The organism is Oricola thermophila, assembly GCF_013358405.1.
In the GTDB taxonomy this organism is placed as follows: domain Bacteria; phylum Pseudomonadota; class Alphaproteobacteria; order Rhizobiales; family Rhizobiaceae; genus Oricola; species Oricola thermophila.
This window is the reverse complement of record NZ_CP054836.1, coordinates 398,914-419,570: the sequence shown is the minus strand read 5'-3', so window position 1 is coordinate 419,570 and position 20,657 is coordinate 398,914. Positions and strand designations below refer to the sequence as shown.

The 20,657-nt window shown below is 61.6% G+C and carries 19 protein-coding genes; 3 read left to right on the top strand and 16 right to left on the bottom strand.

Annotated elements, in window-relative coordinates; genetic code table 11:
• Positions 1-5: 5 nt before the first annotated feature.
• The 4 genes from HTY61_RS01885 to HTY61_RS01870 form a co-directional block, all read right to left on the bottom strand.
• Complete coding sequence (locus tag HTY61_RS01885; protein WP_175275196.1) at positions 6-1,007, bottom strand: branched-chain amino acid ABC transporter permease; 1,002 nt, start codon at positions 1,005-1,007, stop codon at positions 6-8.
• Positions 1,008-1,015: 8 nt separating this feature from the next.
• The gene (locus HTY61_RS01880; RefSeq protein ID WP_175275195.1) at positions 1,016-1,738 is read right to left on the bottom strand and encodes an ABC transporter ATP-binding protein; all 723 of its coding nucleotides are present in this window, start codon (positions 1,736-1,738) and stop codon (positions 1,016-1,018) included.
• A complete protein-coding gene (locus HTY61_RS01875) occupies positions 1,735-2,505 on the bottom strand; it encodes an ABC transporter ATP-binding protein (protein WP_175275194.1) in 771 nt (256 codons plus the stop codon). Before HTY61_RS01875 ends, HTY61_RS01880 begins: the two co-directional genes overlap by 4 nt.
• A 72-nt stretch (positions 2,506-2,577) precedes the next feature.
• Positions 2,578-3,780, bottom strand: a complete 1,203-nt coding sequence (locus HTY61_RS01870) for a substrate-binding domain-containing protein (protein WP_175278376.1) — start codon at positions 3,778-3,780, stop codon at positions 2,578-2,580.
• 247 nt (positions 3,781-4,027) lie between these two features.
• Between HTY61_RS01870 and HTY61_RS01865 the strand changes: the two genes are divergently transcribed.
• The gene (locus HTY61_RS01865) at positions 4,028-4,531 is read left to right on the top strand and encodes a LuxR C-terminal-related transcriptional regulator (RefSeq protein ID WP_197945347.1); all 504 of its coding nucleotides are present in this window, start codon (positions 4,028-4,030) and stop codon (positions 4,529-4,531) included.
• On the opposite strand, the gene HTY61_RS01860 is transcribed toward HTY61_RS01865, so the two are convergent.
• The 12 genes from HTY61_RS01860 to HTY61_RS01805 form a co-directional block, all read right to left on the bottom strand.
• The gene (locus HTY61_RS01860; protein ID WP_175275192.1) at positions 4,532-5,428 is read right to left on the bottom strand and encodes a methylenetetrahydrofolate reductase; all 897 of its coding nucleotides are present in this window, start codon (positions 5,426-5,428) and stop codon (positions 4,532-4,534) included. It lies immediately after the preceding gene.
• Between the two features lie 319 nt (positions 5,429-5,747).
• Positions 5,748-7,052, bottom strand: coding sequence for a TRAP transporter large permease (locus HTY61_RS01855; RefSeq protein ID WP_175275191.1), 1,305 nt, complete (start codon positions 7,050-7,052; stop codon positions 5,748-5,750).
• Entirely contained in the window at positions 7,049-7,561 is a 513-nt protein-coding gene (locus tag HTY61_RS01850; protein WP_175275190.1) for a TRAP transporter small permease, read from the bottom strand. The genes HTY61_RS01855 and HTY61_RS01850 overlap by 4 nt, the downstream gene beginning before the upstream one ends.
• Before the next feature lie 9 nt (positions 7,562-7,570).
• Entirely contained in the window at positions 7,571-8,578 is a 1,008-nt protein-coding gene (locus HTY61_RS01845) for a TRAP transporter substrate-binding protein (RefSeq protein WP_175275189.1), read from the bottom strand.
• 329 nt (positions 8,579-8,907) lie between these two features.
• Positions 8,908-10,317, bottom strand: a complete 1,410-nt coding sequence (gene ligM, locus HTY61_RS01840) for a vanillate/3-O-methylgallate O-demethylase (protein ID WP_175275188.1) — start codon at positions 10,315-10,317, stop codon at positions 8,908-8,910.
• A gap of 124 nt (positions 10,318-10,441) precedes the next feature.
• Positions 10,442-11,176, bottom strand: a complete 735-nt coding sequence (locus tag HTY61_RS01835; protein ID WP_175275187.1) for a GntR family transcriptional regulator — start codon at positions 11,174-11,176, stop codon at positions 10,442-10,444.
• A gap of 373 nt (positions 11,177-11,549) precedes the next feature.
• Complete coding sequence (locus HTY61_RS01830; RefSeq protein WP_175275186.1) at positions 11,550-12,266, bottom strand: alpha/beta fold hydrolase; 717 nt, start codon at positions 12,264-12,266, stop codon at positions 11,550-11,552.
• A gap of 438 nt (positions 12,267-12,704) precedes the next feature.
• Positions 12,705-14,024, bottom strand: coding sequence for a TRAP transporter large permease (locus tag HTY61_RS01825; protein ID WP_175275185.1), 1,320 nt, complete (start codon positions 14,022-14,024; stop codon positions 12,705-12,707).
• Between the two features lie 2 nt (positions 14,025-14,026).
• Positions 14,027-14,503 carry a TRAP transporter small permease gene (locus HTY61_RS01820; RefSeq protein ID WP_210268619.1) on the bottom strand — a complete coding sequence of 159 codons (477 nt, stop codon included), beginning with the start codon at positions 14,501-14,503 and terminating at the stop codon, positions 14,027-14,029.
• Between the two features lie 65 nt (positions 14,504-14,568).
• Positions 14,569-15,618, bottom strand: coding sequence for a TRAP transporter substrate-binding protein (locus tag HTY61_RS01815; protein ID WP_175275183.1), 1,050 nt, complete (start codon positions 15,616-15,618; stop codon positions 14,569-14,571).
• A 66-nt stretch (positions 15,619-15,684) separates the two neighbouring features.
• Positions 15,685-16,659, bottom strand: a complete 975-nt coding sequence (locus HTY61_RS01810; RefSeq protein ID WP_175275182.1) for an MBL fold metallo-hydrolase — start codon at positions 16,657-16,659, stop codon at positions 15,685-15,687.
• A gap of 49 nt (positions 16,660-16,708) precedes the next feature.
• Entirely contained in the window at positions 16,709-18,172 is a 1,464-nt protein-coding gene (locus HTY61_RS01805; protein WP_175275181.1) for an FAD-binding oxidoreductase, read from the bottom strand.
• 145 nt (positions 18,173-18,317) lie between these two features.
• Here HTY61_RS01805 and HTY61_RS01800 point away from each other — a divergent pair, with 145 nt between their 5' ends.
• Together HTY61_RS01800 and HTY61_RS01795 are read left to right on the top strand one after the other, a co-directional pair.
• Positions 18,318-19,004 carry a GntR family transcriptional regulator gene (locus HTY61_RS01800; RefSeq protein WP_175275180.1) on the top strand — a complete coding sequence of 229 codons (687 nt, stop codon included), beginning with the start codon at positions 18,318-18,320 and terminating at the stop codon, positions 19,002-19,004.
• Between the two features lie 47 nt (positions 19,005-19,051).
• Positions 19,052-20,644: a thiamine pyrophosphate-dependent enzyme gene (locus HTY61_RS01795; protein ID WP_175278375.1), complete on the top strand. Its 1,593-nt coding sequence runs from the start codon at positions 19,052-19,054 to the stop codon at positions 20,642-20,644.
• Positions 20,645-20,657: the final 13 nt, after the last annotated feature.

Sequence of the window (20,657 nt, the reverse complement as noted above, 5' to 3'; positions counted from 1 at the left end):
GCCCCCTATCTGCCGACCGCGGGTCGCAGGCCCAATGGCCGCCAAAGCAATATCGCCATCATGAGGATCATGTTCGAGGCAAGCGAGAGTTTCGGGAAGATGAAGGCAACGTAATTGCCGAGCAACCCGACCAGAACCGCGCCGAGCAGCGACCCCTCGATGGAACCGAGCCCGCCGATGATGACGACAATGAAGACCAGGATCATCAGTTCGCCGCCGAGCGTCCCCGATATCAGCCCCTGGTAACCAGCCCACATCGCGCCGCCCATCGCGGCCAGCGCCGAGCCGACCATGAATACGGCGATGAACAGTCGATCTATCCTGAAACCTAGCGCCTCGACCATCTCGCGGTTCTCGACACCGGCCCGGATCAGCAGGCCGATGCGAGTGCGGTTGAGAACCATGCTGAGCGCGATGAACACGGCCAGCCCGAGGAAGAAGGCGAACACGCGGTAAACCTCGATTGCGACATCGCCGATGATAAACGCACCTTCGAGCATTGTCGGACGCGGCACAGCGACGGGATTGCCGCCCCAAACAGCCAGGATAATCTGCTCCGCCACGATCAGTGCACCTATGGTGATCAGGATCTGGCGCAGGTGATCCGAATAGACCGGCCTGACGATGACACGCTCGAAGAACCAGCCGGCGGCCAGCCCGAAAAGCGTCGCCGCGCCGAGTGCCGCGAACAGCGCCAGAAAATTCAGGGTCAGTGAATCCGCCCCCACCCAGGCAGCCAGCGCCGCGAGGACGGAGGCGGCGATGAAGGCCCCGAACGAAATGAAGGCCGAATGGCCGAAATTGAGCACATCCATCAGCCCGAAAACGAGGCTGAGTCCTGACGCCATCAGGAAAATCATCATGCCCATGGCCAGCCCGGCGACCGTCAGCGTCACCCAGGATGAAAACGAACCGACCAGCGGCAGCGCCACGATCATTAGGATCACCGGAAGCACGTTTACTCCACCGGCCCGCTCGAACATTGTCCCAATGATCCTCTTCTTCATCGCCGCCTCTACTGATGTGCGTCGAGCGACAGGCTCAGCAGACGTGTCTGCAGTTCCTTGTCACCGGCCAGCTCTTCCATTGACCCGCCGTGCGCGATGCGCCCGTCATCGATCACGTTGACATTGCGACCAAGCGAAGAAGCGAAGAGGAAATTCTGCTCCACCAGAAGGATGGTGCAATCTCTCGATATCTCTTCGAAGGCGGCGATCATCGACCGGATGATCGACGGGGCCAGCCCCTTCGTGGGTTCGTCGATCAGGATCAGTTCACGTTTCTCGATGATCGCCCGCGAGATCGCCAGCATCTGCTTCTGCCCGCCGGAAAGCGACCACGCCGGCTTGCTCCAGAATTTCTCCATCGCCGGAAACAGTTCGAATACATGGCCGAGCCGCCCGTCGTCGAATTTGCCGCTGGTCGTTGCCAGCCGCATGTTTTCCTGCACCGTCAGGCCACCGAAAATGCCCATGTTCTCCGGCACATAGGCGATCCCAAGCCGCGCGATGTCGGACGTGTGCATCGAAGTGATGTCATGATGCTTGAACACGACGGCGCCCGAGCGTGCCCGCCACAGCCCCATGATTGTGCGTAGTGTTGTTGTCTTTCCGGCGCCATTGCGCCCCAGCAGCACATGCACACCGCCCTCAGGCACATTGAATGTTATGCCGTGCAGAACCTGGTACTCGCCGATGTCGGTATGCACATCATCAAGACGGAGGACATACTGGCTCATGCGCCCCCCCCCTCTGCCGGAATGCCAAGATAGATCTCGCGCACGATCGGCATGGCAATCACCTCTTCCGGCGGGCCATCGGCGACCAATTCACCATTGTGCAGGACAACAATACGATCCGCCAATGCACGCACCACGTCCATCTTGTGCTCGACCAGCAGGACTGTCTTGGTCTTGTCCTGCCGGATTTCGTCGATCAGTTCGAGGATTACCGGCGCTTCGTCGACGCTCATGCCGGCGGTCGGTTCGTCAAACATGAAGATGTCCGGCTCCATGGCCAGCAGGATCGCCACCTCGAGTTTGCGCTGATCGCCATGCGGAAGCGCGGCAGCCGGCAAGTCCGCCACGTCCTCCAGCCGCGTTGCACGCAGGTGTTCCGCCGCCCGGTCACTGATCTCCGAGAAAGCAGCTGCGGGCCGAAACAGCCGGGGGCCAACACCATGCCGGGCCTGGACGGCAAGACGTACATTCTCCAGCACCGAAAGCTTCGGGAAGAGATTGGTCAGTTGGAATGCCCGGCCAATACCGGCCTTGGCCCGCGCAGATGGCGATAATTGCGTGATATCCCTACCGTCTTTCAGGATCGCCCCCTCGGTCGGACTCAATTGGCCGGACACCAGGCTGAAGAAAGTTGTCTTGCCCGCGCCGTTGGGCCCGACGATCACGGTAAGTTCGCCCGGGCGGAAGGTGCAGGAGACACTATTCACCGCGGCATGTCCGCCGAAGCGGATCGTCAGGTCACGCGTTTCGATGGAAGGAGCGATCATGGCTGGAATACCGCGACATGGTGGCCGGCGCGGCGATGTAATCGCCGCATCCGACTACGCGAAAGACACGACCTACTGGTTGTTGCGCCCCAGCGGAATGTCCAACTCTTCCGGCGCGATTACGCGCACCAACTCCGGAATGGCCCACTCCACATCGTCATCGACACGGATCTTGAAGTGGAACATTGGCTGCAACGCCTGATGATCTTCCGGCCGGAAGGTCATCGTGCCTTTCGGGGTCTCCCAGCTCATCCCCTCCATGGTTGAAACAAGCGTCTCCGTATCCCATTCGTTGGCCGCCTCAAGGGCCTCCACGATGGCGAGGGCCGCCGCCATGCCGCCGGCGGTGAAGAAATCCGGCGGAGTGTCGAAGCGTTTCATGTGCTCGGTTACGAGCCAGTCGTTGATCGGGTTCTTCGGCGCTTCATAGTAGTAGTAAATCGCGCCTTCCATGCCCGGCACCTTCTTGTAAGAAGCCATGGCCGGCAGGATATTGCCACCGGTAGATATTTCGATACCGTAGCGGCCGGGATCGGCGGCAACGAGCGGCGTCATTGCATCAATTCCCGCCACGTAGATTACAATAACCTTGCGGCCTTCCTTGTCTTTCAGCGCATTGAACAGACGCTCTATGGTTGCGGTGAAGTCCGTGGTCTTTTGAGGCACGTATTCTTCCGCCTCGATCACTGCGCCGGTGCCTTCGAGCGCGGCCTTGAAGGCGGCGATACCGTCACGACCAAAGGCATAATCCTGCGCCAGTGTTGCCACATGCAGATCGGAATCGGGCCTCAGGGCCAGTGCCTGGGCCTGCATGTCCATCGACGAGTTGCGCGAAGTTTTGAAGACATAGCGGTTGGAATCCGGACCGGTCAGAGTGTCCGCCACGGCCGGCTCGACCAGCAGGATTTTCTCGTATTCCTCGGCCACCGGCAACATGGCAGTTGTAACGCCCGAGGAGGTCCCGCCAACGGCGATCAGCACGTCGTCGTCGCCATAGGCCTCCTCGAGAACCGAACGCGCGATGTCGGGCTTGAATTGTGTATCCTTCTCGATGACCTCGATCTTGCGCCCCTTCACGGTCATTGTGCCGTTGGTGGCATATTCAAGCCCGAGCATGAAACCGGTTGATGTCTGCTTCGAATAAGCTTCAAGCGGCGAACCCGACAGGCCATGCACGAGCGCCAGCTTGACAGTGTCATCGCCGGCCAAAGCCGATGCGAACGCGGCCGCAGTGACACTTCCCGCGACGGCAAGCGTCGCCAAGATCCGTTTCATCGCAATATCCTCCCTTTTTACGTAGCGCGATCTACGCCCCCAACCCGCGCGCTGCGCCATGCACTTAGTTGCCGGGCCAGACCGGAACGTGCCCACGCATGCATTCCTCTTTGCACATGCGGGTTGGATGGTAGTATCCGCTTCAACGAGCAAGGCAGGCAATATCGTAGAATTACGCATGGACCCCGCGAACAGTTACGAGACACTAGATCGCTTGGCCTGGGAACATGCCCCGGTCGGAATAGTCATGACCGAAAACAGGGTGATTCGAACCTGCAATCCGGCATTTGCGCGCATGTTCGGTTTCACGGTTGACCACCTGCGCAACCAGTCCTTTGCCATTCTCTATCCGTCCTACGAGGAGTTCGTGAAAATACGGGATGTGGGGGTGAAGCCGCTGCGCGAGGCCAACCGCTACTCGGACGAACGCATCATGGCCCGATCCGACGGCTCGCTGTTCTGGTGCCGTGTACGCGGCATCACCCTGACCGAGGAAGGCGATCCGCTTATGAAGGCGGTATGGAGTTTTGCCGACCTCTCGCACGAACGCCCGGTACAGGAACTGACGGTGCGTGAACGTCAGCTCGTGATGTATCTCGGCGAAGGGCGCACTTCCAAGGAAATCGCCCGCATCATCGACATCTCCCCCCGCACGGTCGAGGCCTACAGGGCGCGCCTGCTGAAAAAATTCAAGGCAGCAAACGTCGCCGAACTTCTGGGCAAGCTTGGCGGCATGCCGAGGCTGTCCTGACTATTCGATCCGTTCGACCGCCCAATTCGCGCTGGCCTTGATGCCACCAAGCGGAAAGAAATGAACATTCTCGATCAAGCTGTCCGGATTGTTGGCCTTGTAGGTAGCGAGATCGGAGAGGACGTCGATCGGCTCATAAGGAACAAGCAGCTTTGATACGTCCATGGCGCGCTTCTGCAAGACCTTCAGGGACGGGCCAACACCGCAAGCAACAGCATACTTCAACAATGTCTGTAACTTGGCCGGCCCCGCGATACCGACATGGATCGGCAATGTCATACCCATTGTCCGTAGTCGCTCCGACCAGGAAATGATTGGCCCCGCATGGAACGCGAACTGGGTGACGATCACCATCTCGGTATCGGTTCGCTCGGAGTATGCCTGCTTCCACTGAAGTGCCTCGTCGACGATCCTGGTCGAACCATCTCTGTCTATGTCGAGATTGCCCTCGGGATGCCCCGCCACATGCAGTCGCTCGAAACCGAATTGCTTGAACAGGCCCGTTTCCATCAGTTGCATGGAGCTTTCGAAGATACCGTATGGTTTCTCCACCCCGCCGGCCAGAAGCAAGGCTTCGGAGACGCCTGCATCGCCGGTGTAGCGCTTTATCCAGTCTTCCAGGGTGGAATTGTCCTTGATGATCCGCGCCGGGAAATGCGGCATCACCCGGAATCCATCCCTATGCAACCGCTTCGCCAACGCGACCATGTCCTCGATTGGCGTTCCCTCGATATGGGCAATATAGACTCTGGTGCCAGTCGGTAGCAGATCCTTGAATTCCGCGATCTTTGCCGCCGTACGCGGCATCACCTCTATTGAAAATCCATCAAGTAGTGCTTTGAGCTGATGCTTGTCGGGTGCGCGGTCGGCACTCGAGTTCCTCACTATGCCCAACATACCCGGCGTCTCCTCCACGCAAGATCGACATTTGTATACACAATAGAAACAAAACAGGAAGAAGCACCCTGATTAGCCCATCATATCGCACAGTTTCTCACAATGCGAGAGTTTCATGTATACAGCTTTCGGATTCGTGCGGGTTGATGTCAAAAGCAAGGCCGATGCAGATAGCGGGTCCCATTTTCATCGGCGTGCTATTGGAGATGCCGCGCCCGGGAACGGGAAAAGCTTGCTGCTAGCTTTACGCAGCGGCCGTCGTTTCACAGCTGCCCGAATTTCCGGTGTTCGCAGCGACTAGGCTTTCGCTCGGCGGCGATCAGTTGATCATTGTGTTTGGAAGAATCAACGAAACCTGCGGGAATGCCACAATGATCGCCAGCGTCAGCAGCATGGCAAGGAAAAACGGTATGACACCAGCAAAGATCCGGCCAAGCGGCACATCCTTCGCGACCGACTTCACGATGAATACATTCATCCCCACTGGCGGCGAAATCAGTCCCATTTCCAAGGTCAGCACCACCAGTACGCCAAACCAGATCGGATCGTAGCCGAAATTGACAATCACCGGAAAGAAGATCGGTAACGTCAGCACCAGCATCGCAAGACTGTCCAGAAAACAGCCGAGCACCACGTAGGTCAGCAGAATCAACATCAGAATAGCAAGCGGCGGCACCGGGAGGTTGACGAGGAAGTCACCCGCAACCTGCGGGATATGACTGAGCGCGAGGAAGGGGTTGATCAGGCTGGCCGACATCACGATCAACATGACAGAAGCCGTGGTTACCACCGATTCCCTTGCTGCGGACCATAGCCCCTTGAGGGAAAGATGTCCCATAAGTGCGCCGACGAAAATCACCAGGCCAGCACCGACCGCAGCCGCCTCGACCGGCGAGAAGAACCCGCCATAGATTCCGCCGATGGTCAAAAGCGTAATCGAGACGATCGGCGCGGCCCCCAGAAACGCCCTGCCCTTCTGCCGCAGTGAAGTCTTCGGGCCTGCCGGCCCGAATTCGGGCTTCCAGTAGCAAAGCATTGTCACCGTCAGGATGAACATGGCTGCCAACAGGAGGCCCGGCAAAACACCAGCCAGAAACAGCCGGCCAATCGACTGCTCGACGAGAATTGCATAGATCACGAAACCCGTGGACGGCGGAATGAGGATTCCAAGCGTGCCACCGGCGGCGACGACACCGGTAGAGAGGCGTTCGTCGTAGTTGAACCGTTTCATCTCCCCGAGCGAGACTTTGCCCATTGTCAGGGCGGAAGCGACCGATGATCCGGACAGCGCCGCAAATCCCCCGCATCCGATGACCGTGGCCGATGCGAGGCCGCCCCTGAATGAGCCGACAATCGCATATGCAGCATCGTAAAGCCTGCGGCTCATGCCCGTCACGGTCGCCACATTGCCCATCAGGATAAACAGCGGGATCACAACCAGTTCCTGCGACGAGGCCAGCGTAAAACTCTCCGATGCCAGCAGGCTCATGGCCGAAGCAGAATTGTGCAGAAGAGAAATGCCGACAAATCCGACAAAAAACATGGCGAATGCGACAGGAATCCTGAATGCAAGCATTGCCAGCAAGACGGCCATTCCGATGCCGCCGATCGCGATATCGCTCATCGTTTTGTATCAGCCTCGTATTCGGACCGCGGACAACCGAGTATGGCGTCCACCGCCCTCAGGATCATGGCTAGGGCCGTGATCACCGACATGACAACCGCCATGTACTGGAACCAGGCCTTGGGTAGAAAGATGATGTTCGTCGCAAGATTGAGCATGCGCGACAGCGCTGCCGCTTCCCACATGGCACGAGCCAATATCAGGAACACCACCGCTCCGACGATTGGCGCAATGATCTGCGTAACGCGATTGATTACCGGCGGAAAGACGCCTTCGAATACATCAACCGCGATATGCGCAGACAAGCGGTCAGCGATTGCCATCCCCCCGAACACCATGGTCACCATCGCCATCTGCGAGATATCCTGCGCGCCGGTAAGCGGCATATGGAATTCGCGGCCGACGACGTCGACGAGCACCACGACAACCCCCACAAGAAGGCCGATCGTGCCGACGATCGCGGACAGGCCGATCAGCCTGTCCGCCCATTTCCACAGGAGGGATCGCACCGGACCGCCCTACATCTCGCCGCGCATCGTCTTGTAGACCTCCTCGGCGCCGAGCTGGCCGATGGCCTTGTCAGTCACCGGCAGGACGAGTTCCTCGAACGCGGCCGATTCCTCGTCGCTGAGCACGATGATCGTGTTGTCGCCGGCGGCCTTCATGCTCTCCAGAACGGCCTCCGCCTTGCGGTTCCAGGCATCCTCGGCGCTCTTCGACAGCGTGCGGCCGGCAATGCCGTCGATAGCGGCCTTCGCCTCCGCCGACAGCCCGTCATAGGCAGCCTGGTTCATGATGGTGTAGAAGGATATCTGGCCGAGCGGCACGTTGTAGGTGTAGCTGTTGGCCACCTCGTCGAGCTTGAAGTCGCCGATCGCGCTCGTGCCGGTCACGAGGCCGTCGATCAGGCCGGTTTGCAGGGCATTGTAGAGTTCGCCGGCCGGGATCTGCACCGGAGTCCCGCCGAGCGCGGCAATCACGTCGCCCGCTATGGTGCCGGAGACGCGGATCTTGAGTCCCTTCACGTCTTCCGGAGTCCGGATCTCGTGATCCTTCATGATGAAGACGTTCGGTTCGCTGAGCCACAGGGCCAGCGGCTTGACGCCCGGGAACTCCTTTTCGAGCAGGCCGGCGTCATAGGCGTTCCAAAGCAGCTCGTAGCCGGGCTTGTCGCCCTTCACGCCGGGCAGTTCCGAGATCATGGTCTTGGGAAACTGCGAGGACGTGTATCCGGGCAGTCCCCAAGACATGTCCGCCACCCCCTGGACGACGCGCACATACTGCTCCAGCGGCCCGGCACCGAGCTCGCCACCCGTGAAATAGTCGATATCGGTCGCGCCGCCGGTACCCTCCTCGAGGGCCTTGATCAGCGGATCGACGACCCCCTCGGTGATGGTGTGGGCGGCCGGCACCCAGCTTGCGAATTTCAGCGAATCCGCGGCGGCGGCGGAAAACGTCACGGCGGCGGCCACGCCGGCCACGGCAATGGTGGACGTCAGCTTCTCGATGAACCGGATAGACAACATGTTACACCTCCCAAGTCGGTCCTCGGCCCTGTCGCGGAGCAGGCATCCTCGCTGTTCGAGGCAGACCAACGACCATGCAATTCAATGGCGAAACGTCCCGGACCCTCGCTCCCGCCCGGCACGCCCCCAGTTCGAACCTTCCGGGCCGCGGGGGCCCGCGCGCGGCAAGGCCCCGACACCCTTCGTGTCCATCGGGCCTGCCTCACTTCGGCAAGGCAACCGGCTCCGCCTGGATGCCTCGTGCCCTGCCATGCCGCCACCGGGACAGGCCCCGTCCCGCCGGCGACAATCGCAACCGGCCCGGCCCTGGAGGGCCGCGCCGGTTTCGGTCAGCCGGCCTTCTTGTTGCGCCAGCTGTCGGCGTAGTTCTCGCGGGCCTCCTTCGCATAGGGCGTCGGAGCCACCCGGACCCGGATCTCGGCCTGCCTGTGCCTTTCGGTCGAGGTCTTGCCGGTATCGTCAGGCTCGCCCCAGACCAGCGTGAGAACCTCCTCCTCCTGGATGTCGGCATCGACGACGCCCAGCGACAGCATGCGACGCTCATTGAAGGAGTAGCCGTTGAACATGGACATACCGACCATCTTGCCGTCCTTCAGGATCATGTCCGCGGACGTCGATGCGTAGTTCGGCTGCGGGAAGTCGATCCACTTGGCCGGCGTTCCCTCCTCGAACGCTGTGGCGATGACCTTCAGCACGTCTTCCGGGTTCCACTCGAAGGTCACCTTCTTGCGGTTCGGGCCGTCCTTCATTTTCGCGAGCGCGTCCTTGCCAACGAAGTCGTCCTTCTTCCAGCCGATGTAGAAATCGTAGCCGAGTTCGAACGGGTTGACGTAGTAGTCCTCGATATTGTCGGAAACGAAGGAACCGCCGATCGAACCCGCCGCCTCGTAGTGCTCGGAACTCAGCCACTGGCGATATTCCGCCAGCATGCCGTCGCCGGTATAAATGCCCGGCAGCGGCGACGGGATCCAGCCGGATTCCAGCGTGTTGGTGGAGTAGGCACGACTGCCGCACTGCACCAGGTCGACGCCGGCATCCCGTGCTGCCTGCATGATGGTCGCGTGGATGTAAGACTTGTCCTCGTAAGGCCCCCAGATTTCCAGGCCCGGCGCGCCCGACATGCCGTGCCGCAGCGCCTGGACCCTCTTGGATCCGATATTGATCCAGTCCACGTGAAAGAACTTGATCTCGGGCAACGGGCCGCCGTGCATCTTCTCGAAGATCTTCGGCGCCTCCGGCCCCTGGATCTGGTAGCGGTAGTGCGTGCGCAGCACCCGCTCACCGTCCGGACGCGACGGCGAACGCGGATCGTGCCTGATGCGCACATTCCACTTGCCGTAGGCGGCGCAGAACATAAGCCAGTTCGAGGTTGGCGCGCGACCAACGAGGATGAACTTGTCCTCCCGCTCGCGGAAGATGATGTGGTCGCCGATCACGTGGCCATTGGGCGTCACCGGCACGTAGTGCTTGGCGCGGTTGAGGCTGAAATTCGAGAACGCATTGATGCCGTGAAAGGCGAGGAACTCCTCCGCCTGCGGCCCCTCGACGATGAGCTCGTCCATGTGGTGCGACTGGTCGAACAGGACCGCGGAATCCCGCCATGCGCGCTGCTCGTCGCGCCAGTTCGAGAATTCATGCGCCACGACCGGGTAGACATACATGCCGATCTTCGAGTTGCGCAGCAGTGGCACGGCACCGCCGGCATCGGCAATTGCCTGCTCGAGATTTGAAATCGCCATCGGAACGATCCTCCCATTGATCCGTCAAATGTATACATAACATTTGACCGATCTCACTTCCGCGCGCAAGAAATTTTTGCGCCCCGCTGCCGAAAACGGGACAAAACCCCTTGGAAAAGCCGGGCTAGTCAACAACCATGGAAAGCCCCGGCAGATGTTCCATAAGGCTGCGATCTCCCTTCAGAATGTATTCAAGGTTGCGCCGCGCCTGGCGGGCGTGCTCGCGCGCCACGGTCTCGGCGCGGAATCCCTCGCGCGCCGCGATCGCCTCGACAATCGCCCGGTGCTGGTCATGCGCGACATTCAGCGAGCGCCGGAACGCCGAGAGATGCGCCTTGTCCGGGCTGAATGCCGACGGCGAGGCAAACGGAAGGCGGCATGCCCTTTCGATCTCGCGACGGACGATCTCGCTGCCAGCGAGGCCGGCAAGCGCCTCGTGGAACTGGGCGTTGAATTCCGAGTAGGATTCGAACTCGACATCGCCTGGCACCGCGCCGAAGCAGTCGTCCAGTGACGCGACGATCTCTTCCATCCTCGCCAGCTTCTCCGGCGTCACGCCGCGCTCGGCGGCCAGACGTGCCGCCATGCCTTCCAGCATGCCGCGCAGCTCGATGGCGTCGACGACATCGGCATAGGAAAACTGGCGGACGATGAACCCGCCGCTCTTGCCACGCTCCAGAAGCCCCTCCTCGGCCAGCCGGGACATTGCGTCGCGCAACGGCGTGCGCGATATCTCCAGCTCCTCGGACAGCGGCACCTCGTAGAGGCGCGTCCCGCCCTTCAGTTCACCGCCAAGAATTTTCTTGCGAAGCTCGATGACCGTGCGCGAAGCATGGGTCTTGCTGCTCGTTTCCTTCATATTCGGTTGCACTCTCCTCCTGCCTCAGGCGCGCAGATTATGCATCGTTTCACCGCCTCGCGCCACAAATGTGTACATGCCGCACTTCATGGTTCCGTCATCGGCTCGCAAATGCGGTGCGCCTCGAAGGTCTCGGGAAGCGGCACAAGCGCGACCGAGCGGACGATTCCGGCCCGGAAGAACGGATCGCCTTCCGCGACGGCACGGGCGCTCGCCCCCCCTCGTCGCCCGACTTCACCCAGACGCGATGGTCGACGCGACAGGCATCGCACACCCCGTCCATTCCCTGATGGTGCAGGCATCGCGTCAAAAAATATTCGAGCCGCCCCCCTTTCCGACGAACGGGACCGTCGGCAACTCCCGCCGCAACGCGTCAGCCACTACCGTCCCCGAACCTGCGCACGAGCCATTCCATGATCGCGGTCGTGGTTTCGGCCGGCCGCTCGACCGGCGCGAAATGGCCGGCATCCTCGATGACGACCATCTCGGAATCCGCCACCGCGGCGCCGATTTCCTCGTGCTGCGCGATCGGGCTCCAGGCATCCTGGCGCGCCGCGACCAGCAGCACCGGACAGGCGACGTCCTCGAGGTACGCGCTCGCGTTCGGCCGGCCAATCAGAGCCCTTATCTGCCGCTCGTGTTGCGCGGCATCGGCGCGCAGCACCATCGCGGTCAGCATCTCCATCAGCGCGCCGTCCACCGTCCGCGCCGGATCCACCATCGGCGGCAGCCACTGCGCGGCGAGCCTCTCCATGCTCTCGTGGCCGAGATCGATCATCGCCTGGCGCCTCGTCTCCTCACCCTCGCGCTTCGGATGATGGCCGGTATTTGCCAGCACCAGCCCCTTCACCCTGCCGGGCGCGAGCCGTGCCATCTCCATCGCGACGCGCCCGCCCATGGAATGGCCGACGACGATCAGCGGCCCATCGGTCTCGCCCAGGATCGTTTCGGCCATGCCGGTGATCGACGTGCCCCGCGACACGTCCGCCACATGGACGCTGAAACGGCCTGCCGCCGCGTCGGCAAGCGGCTGCCAGACGACCGAATCGGACAACAGCCCCGGAACCAGTACCAGCGTCTCTGCCGCCATGCCCTTCGCTCCCCTCGCCCGCTCGACCAGTTGGCTTCGGTCGCGCAGGATGTATACAGATTGCAGATCTATCCCGCTGCCATCTGCATCTCAAGCCCGCGTTTGCACTCAACTGTATACACGATTCCCGACAAATGAATTCGGGCGCCGGTCAGATGCATGCCGTGGCAGAAGCGCGGAGTCGCATTCGGCGCGCCATGCGCTGGCTGAAATCGGCGTTCGACCGAATGGAAACGAGGAAGGAAAGAGGCGTTCCGGATGAATTGGTGCGGGCACAGGGACTCGCCCCCTGGACCCGCTGATTGGACGTAAGTCGCCGACGCAGTCTGAATAGTCCGGGTTTCGCGGACACCCCCGGACTATTCCTTCCTGCCGCCGAACGAACTCGACGGATCGCGGCATCGCGTTCCCGATGCGCGACTTATCGGCTTCCACGCTTCACTGCCACAGCCCGACCAACCAATAGCTTAGCGCCGGAAACGCGATGAGCAGCGCGACACGGAAGAACTCCGACGTGATGAACGGGATGGTGCCCCGGAAGATCGCCGAGGTCGGAACGTCGCGCGCTATGGCGGAGATGATAAACAGGTTCATGCCGACCGGTGGCGTGATCATTCCGACCTCGACGACGACAAGCGTCAGGATACCGAGCCACAACGCCTGCTGGTCCGGCATCAGGCCGAAGTCGAGGCTCATCAGGGTCGGAAAGAACACCGGGACCGTCAACACGATCATCGACAGGCTGTCCATCACGCACCCCATGACCAGGTAGAAGCACACCACAAGCAGAAGGACGGTCATGGGTGCGATATCGGCCGTGTTGAACCAGTCGGCGATGGTCGTGGGCAGACGCGACAGCGCGATGGCGATGTTGAAAATGTCCGCGCCGAAAATGATCACGAAGATCATGGCGGTCGCCCCTGCGGTGTCGATCAGGCTTTCCAGCATCGACTGGAGCGAAAGGCTGCGGGTCAAAATTCCCGCCAGCGCGGTCAGCACCACCCCGATCGCGGCGCCCTCGGCCGGCGTGAAGAACCCGCCATAGATACCGCCGAGCACGATGACGAAAATGCCCAGAATGTGCCAGATGCCGAGCAAGCTGCGCATCCGGGTCCGCAGGTCGGCCTTGACCTGGTCGGGCGCGGCATCGGGATAGATGCGGACAAAGACGGCGATGGCGATGATGAAGCCCAGTACCGCGAGAATTCCGGGAACCGTTGCGGCCAGGAACAGGTTGACGATGTTCTGCTCGGTCAGCAGCGCATAGATTATCAGGACGATCGACGGCGGGATAAGGATTCCGAGCGTTCCGCCTGCGGCCAATGCACCGGACGACAGCGCCCCGCTGTAGTTGTGCTTGCGCATTTCGGGCAGCGCGACCTTCGCCATGGTCGAGGCCGTTGCGATGGACGAACCCGAGATTGACCCGAACATGGCACAGCCTGCCACGGCGGCCATGGCCAGTCCGCCGCGCCAATGGCCGATCCATGCATTCGACGCCGAGAAAAGGGCGGCAGATATGCCGGTCCGGGTTGCAAGATGGCCCATGAGGATGAACAGCGGCACCACCGCCAGATCATAGGACAGGAACTTGTCGGGCCACGCGGTCGAAAGATAGGCCGTCAGACCGGCCGTGCCGGACAACGCGATGTACCCGCAGGCACCGATCACCCCCATGGCGAGGCCGATGGGCGCTCGCAGCAGGATGGCGACCAGCAGGACAGCGACCAGTACAATGGCGAGAAGTGTCGGATCCATGCTCAGCGTCCCGCCTGATCACCTGCCGCAGCCGGCAGCAGAAACGCCTGGGACAGAGCGATGAGACTTGCGGCACCGAAGCCGAGCACGGCCGGCGCGTAGGACCACCACACGGGAATGGCCAGCAGCATGGTCCGGTCGCCGTAGCTGCGGACCTGCAGCAGCCCCTGCAACGTGAGATAGCAAAGCGCGGCCCACGCCAGCGCGAAGCAAAGCAGCCAGATCCAGTCGATCCCGGCCCGGATGCCCTGCGGAAGCCAGTTCGTGAAAAGGTCGACCATGACATGCCCGCGCGTGAGTTGGCACAGCGGCAGGAACAGGCCCGCGGCAAAAGCGCAGGACATTTCCACCAACTCGAAATCGCCGCGCAGTCCCCGCAGCCCGAAATTGCGCATGATGACCGAGATCATCACCGCCACGGCCACCGAGAAGATCACGATGCCCCCGAGCGCGGCCACCAGTCGCGCCAACCTGTCCAACCACACATGCAGGGGGGGATTCCCCCCCCCTTGCTGCGGCCAGAGTACCGACCATCCCGGCATTGTCAGGCCCCCTGATCGAGCAACGCGTTCGCCCTTGCCAGGATCGCGGCACCGTCGTGACCGGCCTCGTTCAGCTTGGCTTCCCAATTGGCGTAGACCGGTTTCGCGGCTTCGGCCAGTTTGGCGATCTCCTCGGCAGGAATCTCGACGATCTCGTTGCCCTGCTTCTTGACCACCTCGCGGCCGACCTCCTCGAACTCGTCGAAGGTCTTGCCGATGCGGCGCGACAGTTCGATACCGGAATTCGCGTCGATCACGCCCCGAAGATCGTCCGAAAGGCCTTCATAACGCTCCTGGTTCATGAGCAGCACATTGGTGTTCGCGTAAAGTCCGCGGGCACCCGGCGCCGCCTCGCTGGAGAACTTTGTCAGTTCCTGCAGCTTGAACGCGGGCACCACCTCGTATGGCAGGCAGCAGCCGTCGATGACACCGCTGCTCAGCCCGAGCACCATGTCGGTCACCGGGAAGAACACCGGATCGGACCCGAGCGCCACGAGAAGCTCGCCCATGCCGGCGTTGGGGCTGCGAATCTTCTTGCCTGCGAGATCCGCCGCGGTCCGCACGGGTTCGTCGCGCATGTGCATCTTGCCGCCGGCGTGGCTCCAGAAGGCAAGCGGCTTCGTGCCCTCGAACTCGTTGCCACCGAACTCGTCCATGAGCTTGTGAACCGCAACGGACGTCTTCTCCGCCGTCGTATTCAGGAACGGCAAGCCCATGGTTTCGGCCACCAGAAAACGCCCGGGCGTATAGGTCGGCAGGGCCCAGACGATGTCGGCGATACCGGTCTTGGCCTGGTCAGCCAGTTGCGGCGGCTTGCCGCCCAGCTGCATGGCCGGGAAAATCTGAACCTCGATGGCCCCGTTCGACGCCTCGGAAAGCTCCTTCGCCCATGGCTCGAAGAAAGCCTTGTGCATGGGCGACACAGCCGGCAGGAAATGGTGCAGGCGAAGCGTCAGTTCCGCCGCCTTGGAACGACTGATCAGTGCTGGCATTGCCAACGTCGCTCCGATTCCGGCCAGGACGTGACGACGGTTGGGGGTAAAGTTGGACATCGGATTCCTCCCTTGGTTGCGGTTAGAACTGGGCAACGATCCTCCAAACCGTTGCCCGATGAACGGTCACTTGTTCCTTTCGACATGGAGGCGCTCGACTGCGCCCCCACGCAAGGTTGCCAATTGCTTCAGCAATCCCTGCGGATTGACGAAGACGTTGGGCACGCCCGGCGCGCGGGCGGCAAGCGCCTGGCGGTTCTCCTCGAGATTGTCGGAAAAACCGTGGGTGGTCAGGTGAACCTCGACCGGCACGCCGCCGACCTCCACCAGGCTCCGGACCTTGTCGACACTTTCGATATAGGCCTCGACCTGGGATGGCCCCTCGATGGCATTCAGGCCGAGCCCTCCAATGGTTATGGCGCGATGGGTTTCGTCACCGTCCCGTACGTCATAGGCATAGGATGCGGTGCCCCATGTATGGCCGGGCGTTTCGATCACCGTGAACGTGTTGCCGCCCAGCGTGATCTCGTCCCCGTCGGCGACGACCATTTCGGGCTCGATCATGTCCCAGGCCCGCGGCCCGCCCTGCGAGGCCCTGGATGACTCGATCGCCTCGTCCCAGCCCTGCCTCGTCATCACGAAAGTCGCGTTGGGCAGCATCGGTTTCAGCGCCGCCGCCCCGCCCGCGTGATCGAAATGCCCGTGCGTCATCAGGACGTACCTGATGTCGGCGAGATCCGTGCCGGTCTTGCGGATGTTCTCGACAAGAGTGTCCACGAAGGGCCCGTAGAGCGTGTCGATCAGGACCACGCCGTCATCCGTGTGGATCAGCCAGGCGGAAACCCAGCAAATGCCGACGTAATCGACATTGTCGAAGGGTTTCCACGGCTCGACATATTGGGCATCGGGGGTGTTGAGCCATTTTCCCAGATCCGGCGGCATTTTGCCCGTGCGGCCGAATTCGACAAAGCGCTCCAGGATCGGACCCGAGGGGCAGCCTTCGAACAGCGGCTCGGCCCCGACCGGGGCCGAAGCGGCTCCGGCCGCAACAAGCAACCCAGCCGCCAGTGCCGCGTGCTTCACATCAAGAACTTTCGCCATTTCCGTTCCTCCTCCGGTCGGATCTCGGCCGCGAACCGCAGCATGAAGATCAATCCATCGGCACCAGCTTGCCGGGGTTCATGATATTCTGCGGGTCGAGCGCCCTCTTGATCGCCTGCATTGCGGAGATCTGGGCATCCTCCTTGAGCGCCCGCATGACATCGAGCTTGCTCTGCCCGATCCCGTGCTCGGCGCTGAACGACCCGTTCAGCTCCAGCAAGAGGTCAAAAGCCATTTGCCGGACCCTATCCAACGGCAGGCTATCCCAGTCGCGCCCATCGGCCGCGGTTAACGCATAATGCAGGTTGCCGTCGCCCAGATGTCCGACGGTCAGGGGCTGGAATCCCAACTCCGCTGCAGCGACATCCATCGTGTCGACAAAACGGGAAACATTGGCGAGCGGCAACGAGATATCCATGTGATAGGATGGCCCGGCTTCGGTGATTGCCTCGAGGATGGATTCGCGCATGCGCCACAATTCTGCGCGCTGCTGATCGGATTGCGCGATCATAGCGTCCAGCACCACGCCCTCCTCCATGAGCTCCTGCAGGAGTTCAAGGACCTGGGTCTGCAACCGGACACTTCCGTCATCCTCCAGCACGGCATCGTCCTTCCGGCTCGATGCGACTTCCAGAAACAGACCGGTCTCGGCAGGTTCGTCCAGCGGCGGACGGATATCGGGAAAGATGCGACAGATCACCTCGACCGCGGGCCGAGGCATGTACTCGAAGACCTCGACCCCGCCTCCGGTGCGATCCTGCAGCCTATTCAGAACCTCCACCGTAGCCTTGACCGAGGAAACGGAGAGAAACGCAGTGGCGCGCACGAGCGGCTGGGGCGACAATTTGAAGACCGCCGCCGTAATCACGCCAAGCGTGCCCTCTGCGCCGATCAGGATGTCCCTGAGATCGTAGCCGGTATTGTCCTTGCGCAGCCCCGTCAGCGCATTGATCACGGAGCCGTCGGGCAGCACTGCCTCGATGCCGATGCAGAGCTCGCGCGCAGTTCCGTACCGCACAACGTTCGACCCGCCGGCATTCGTCGACAACGCCCCGCCGATCATGCAACTTCCTTGCGCGCCGAAGGTCAGCGGAAAGACAAGTCCTTCATCAAGCGCCCGTTGTTGCGCGGCTTCCAGCACGACACCCGCCTCGACAGTCATGGTGCGGGCGTCTGCATCGACGGCACGGATCCGGTTCATTCGCTGCAAGGACAGGATAATGCTCGGCTGCCCCTCTATGGGCACGCCGCCACCGCAGAGGCCGGTCCGTCCGCCCTGGGGTACAACGGCGATTCCGGCATCGGCACAGAGCCTGACGATCGCGGCCACCTCTTCCGTGGTACCGGGACGAACGACCGCCAGGGGCAATGCGGAATAGCGCCCGGTCCAGTCCTTGCCATGGGCTGCGAGGTCCGACGCATCCGTCAATACATGCGCCTCACCGAGGACGTTCACGCATTCAGCAACAAAGGCGCCTTGCCCGCCACGCAAGCTCTCGAGACCGTTGACCAATACTCCCTCCCGGTTGGTGCGAATTGCCCCATCGGAGACATCACACCGCTTGAAACTACCATGTTACATCGCAGATTGCGTTGTCAAGCACCATGTAACATGGTAGTTCTGGCGAACGGGACGACCGCCTTGAGGACCTTGAATCATGAAACCGATTACCCCGCCGCAATCGCTGATGGAGCTCACCGCGGAACGCATTCGCGACGCGATCATTCAGGGCGAATTGCCGCTGGGGTCGAAACTTTCCGAGCAGAAACTCGCGGACAAGCTGCAGATCAGCCGTTCGCCAGTGCGCGAAGCGCTTGCTCTCCTGCAGATCGAAGGTCTGGTCCGGGTCCTGCCGAAACGCGGGACCTTCGTGTTCACACCGGACACGAAATCGGTCAACGATCTGTGCGACCACCGCTCGGTGCTGGAAGCGGCATGCCTTCGCTTTTCCATGGAGCGTAATCCGAACATGCTGGTTGGCGGCCTGCGACAGGGAATCGACCAGATGGAGCGCGCCCTTTCGCGAAACGATTCGGCAGCATATTCGGCCGGCGACATGCGCTTTCACCGCGCCATCATCGAGAGCAGCGACAATCATTCGATCGCGAAGGTCTACGAGACCACAATCGGCCCGCTGATGGCATTGCGTACGCATCTGTTCACAACGATGCAGGCGCATCTCGAGTACTCCATGGCCGAACATGCAATGCTGCTTGAGGCCTGCGAGAAGCGGGACGTAGAGCGGGCACAGAAAATCGTCTGCGAACATATCCGGCACTTGGCCGAACACTATCGAGCCAACAGCGAAAAGGGCGAGACACCGAGGCTGCGCCGCGTCATCTGACACCCCGGGAGGAGAAAACGACAGTGAAAAAGACAACCGCCGACATAATGGCCGAGGTGCTGATCGAGAACGGCGTGAACACGGTATTCGGCATTCCCGGAGCCCACTCCTACGAGCTCTCCGATGCGTTGGCCCGCCGTTCGAACGACATCCGGTTCATCCATACGCGCCATGAACAGGGTGCCGCCTACATGGCCTACGGCTATGCCAAGTCCAGCGGCAGACCGGGCGTTTTCACGGTCGTTCCGGGACCCGGCGTCCTGAATGCGGGAGCCGCGCTTTGCACGGCCTATGGCGGCAATGCGCCCGTGATGTGCCTGACCGGCAACATCATGTCGCACCTCATCGGACAGGGCCGCGGACAATTGCACGAACTGCCGGACCAGTTGGCCACTTTGCGCGGACTAACCAAGCACGCCGAAAGGATCGAGCACCCCGGCCAGGCCGCCGACAAGATGACCGCAGCTTTCACCGAGATGCTGTCCGACCGCCAGCGTCCCGTGGCCATCGAGGTGCCCTGGGACGTGTTCGGCCAGAAAGGCCCGGCACCCGACATTTCGCCCGCGCCACGCCGTCACACGGCGATTGATCCCGATGCGATCAGGGAAGCGGCACGGATGGTCGCCGGCGCCAAGAACCCGATGATCATGGTCGGCGGCGGTGCGCTGGATGCGGCCGCCGAGGTACTTGAACTTGCAGAAACGATCCAGGCACCCGTCGCATCGCACCGCTCGGGCAAGGGGATCGTCCCTGATGACAATCCCCATGCAATGAACCTCGTCGCTGCCTATGACTATTTCCGCGACTGCGACCTTCTGATCGGAATCGGCAGCCGCCTGGAACTGCAATACATGCGCTGGCAGTGGCAGCCCGCCGGCCTGAAAGTGATCAGGATCGATATCGACCCGACCGAGATGGTTCGTCTGAAACCGACACTGGGGATCGTCGGAGACGCCGCCGAAGCGGCCCGGGCGCTAACCCAGGCCCTTGCCGGTCACAAGGCGACGGACCGAGCCGCCGAATTCGAGGCGATCAGGGACAGGGCACGCAAGGCGAGCGAGGTCGTGCAGCCGCAAATGTCCTATCTCGACGCGATCCGGCGCGCTCTTCCCCGCGACGGCTTCTTCGTCGAGGAGGTGAGCCAGATGGGCTTCACGGCACGTTTCGGCTTCCCCGTTTATGCGCCGCGCCAATATGTGACCTGCGCCTACCAGGACAATCTGGGCTTCGGCTACAACACCGCGCTGGGCGTCAAGGTCGCAAATCCGGACAAGGCGGTGGTTTCGGTCAACGGAGACGGTGGCTTCATGTTCGGGGCGCAGGAAATGGCCACCGCGATGCAGCATGGCATCAACGTCGTCGCGATCGTGTTCAACAACAACGCCTATGGAAACGTACGGCGCGACCAGATGAACGTCTTCAGCGAAAGACTGCTGGGCGCGGACCTGAAGAACCCCGACTTTGTCGCCATGGCGCAGAGCTTCGGAATGGCCGCCGAAAGGGTGGACACGCCCGAATCGCTGGAGAAGGCGTTGGAAGGCGCATTGGCGAAAAACGCGCCCGCGCTGATCGAGGTGCCCGTCGAGCGAGGCTCGGAAACCTCGCCCTGGCAATTCCTGCACCCCGCGCCGCACGACTGAGAACCTTTCGTGG

Bases quoted from the DNA above. Each gene is read 5' to 3' on its own strand.
- HTY61_RS01885 (WP_175275196.1), bottom strand. From the start codon at position 1,007: ATGAAGAAGAGGATCATTGGGACAATGTTCGAGCGGGCCGGTGGAGTA.
- HTY61_RS01880 (WP_175275195.1), bottom strand. From the start codon at position 1,738: ATGAGCCAGTATGTCCTCCGTCTTGATGATGTGCATACCGACATCGGC.
- HTY61_RS01875 (WP_175275194.1), bottom strand. From the start codon at position 2,505: ATGATCGCTCCTTCCATCGAAACGCGTGACCTGACGATCCGCTTCGGC.
- HTY61_RS01870 (WP_175278376.1), bottom strand. From the start codon at position 3,780: ATGAAACGGATCTTGGCGACGCTTGCCGTCGCGGGAAGTGTCACTGCG.
- HTY61_RS01865 (WP_197945347.1), top strand. From the start codon at position 4,028: ATGACCGAAAACAGGGTGATTCGAACCTGCAATCCGGCATTTGCGCGC.
- HTY61_RS01860 (WP_175275192.1), bottom strand. From the start codon at position 5,428: ATGTTGGGCATAGTGAGGAACTCGAGTGCCGACCGCGCACCCGACAAG.
- HTY61_RS01855 (WP_175275191.1), bottom strand. From the start codon at position 7,052: ATGAGCGATATCGCGATCGGCGGCATCGGAATGGCCGTCTTGCTGGCA.
- HTY61_RS01845 (WP_175275189.1), bottom strand. From the start codon at position 8,578: ATGTTGTCTATCCGGTTCATCGAGAAGCTGACGTCCACCATTGCCGTG.
- ligM (WP_175275188.1), bottom strand. From the start codon at position 10,317: ATGGCGATTTCAAATCTCGAGCAGGCAATTGCCGATGCCGGCGGTGCC.
- HTY61_RS01835 (WP_175275187.1), bottom strand. From the start codon at position 11,176: ATGAAGGAAACGAGCAGCAAGACCCATGCTTCGCGCACGGTCATCGAG.
- HTY61_RS01830 (WP_175275186.1), bottom strand. From the start codon at position 12,266: ATGGCGGCAGAGACGCTGGTACTGGTTCCGGGGCTGTTGTCCGATTCG.
- HTY61_RS01825 (WP_175275185.1), bottom strand. From the start codon at position 14,024: ATGGATCCGACACTTCTCGCCATTGTACTGGTCGCTGTCCTGCTGGTC.
- HTY61_RS01815 (WP_175275183.1), bottom strand. From the start codon at position 15,618: ATGTCCAACTTTACCCCCAACCGTCGTCACGTCCTGGCCGGAATCGGA.
- HTY61_RS01810 (WP_175275182.1), bottom strand. From the start codon at position 16,659: ATGGCGAAAGTTCTTGATGTGAAGCACGCGGCACTGGCGGCTGGGTTG.
- HTY61_RS01800 (WP_175275180.1), top strand. From the start codon at position 18,318: ATGAAACCGATTACCCCGCCGCAATCGCTGATGGAGCTCACCGCGGAA.
- HTY61_RS01795 (WP_175278375.1), top strand. From the start codon at position 19,052: ATGGCCGAGGTGCTGATCGAGAACGGCGTGAACACGGTATTCGGCATT.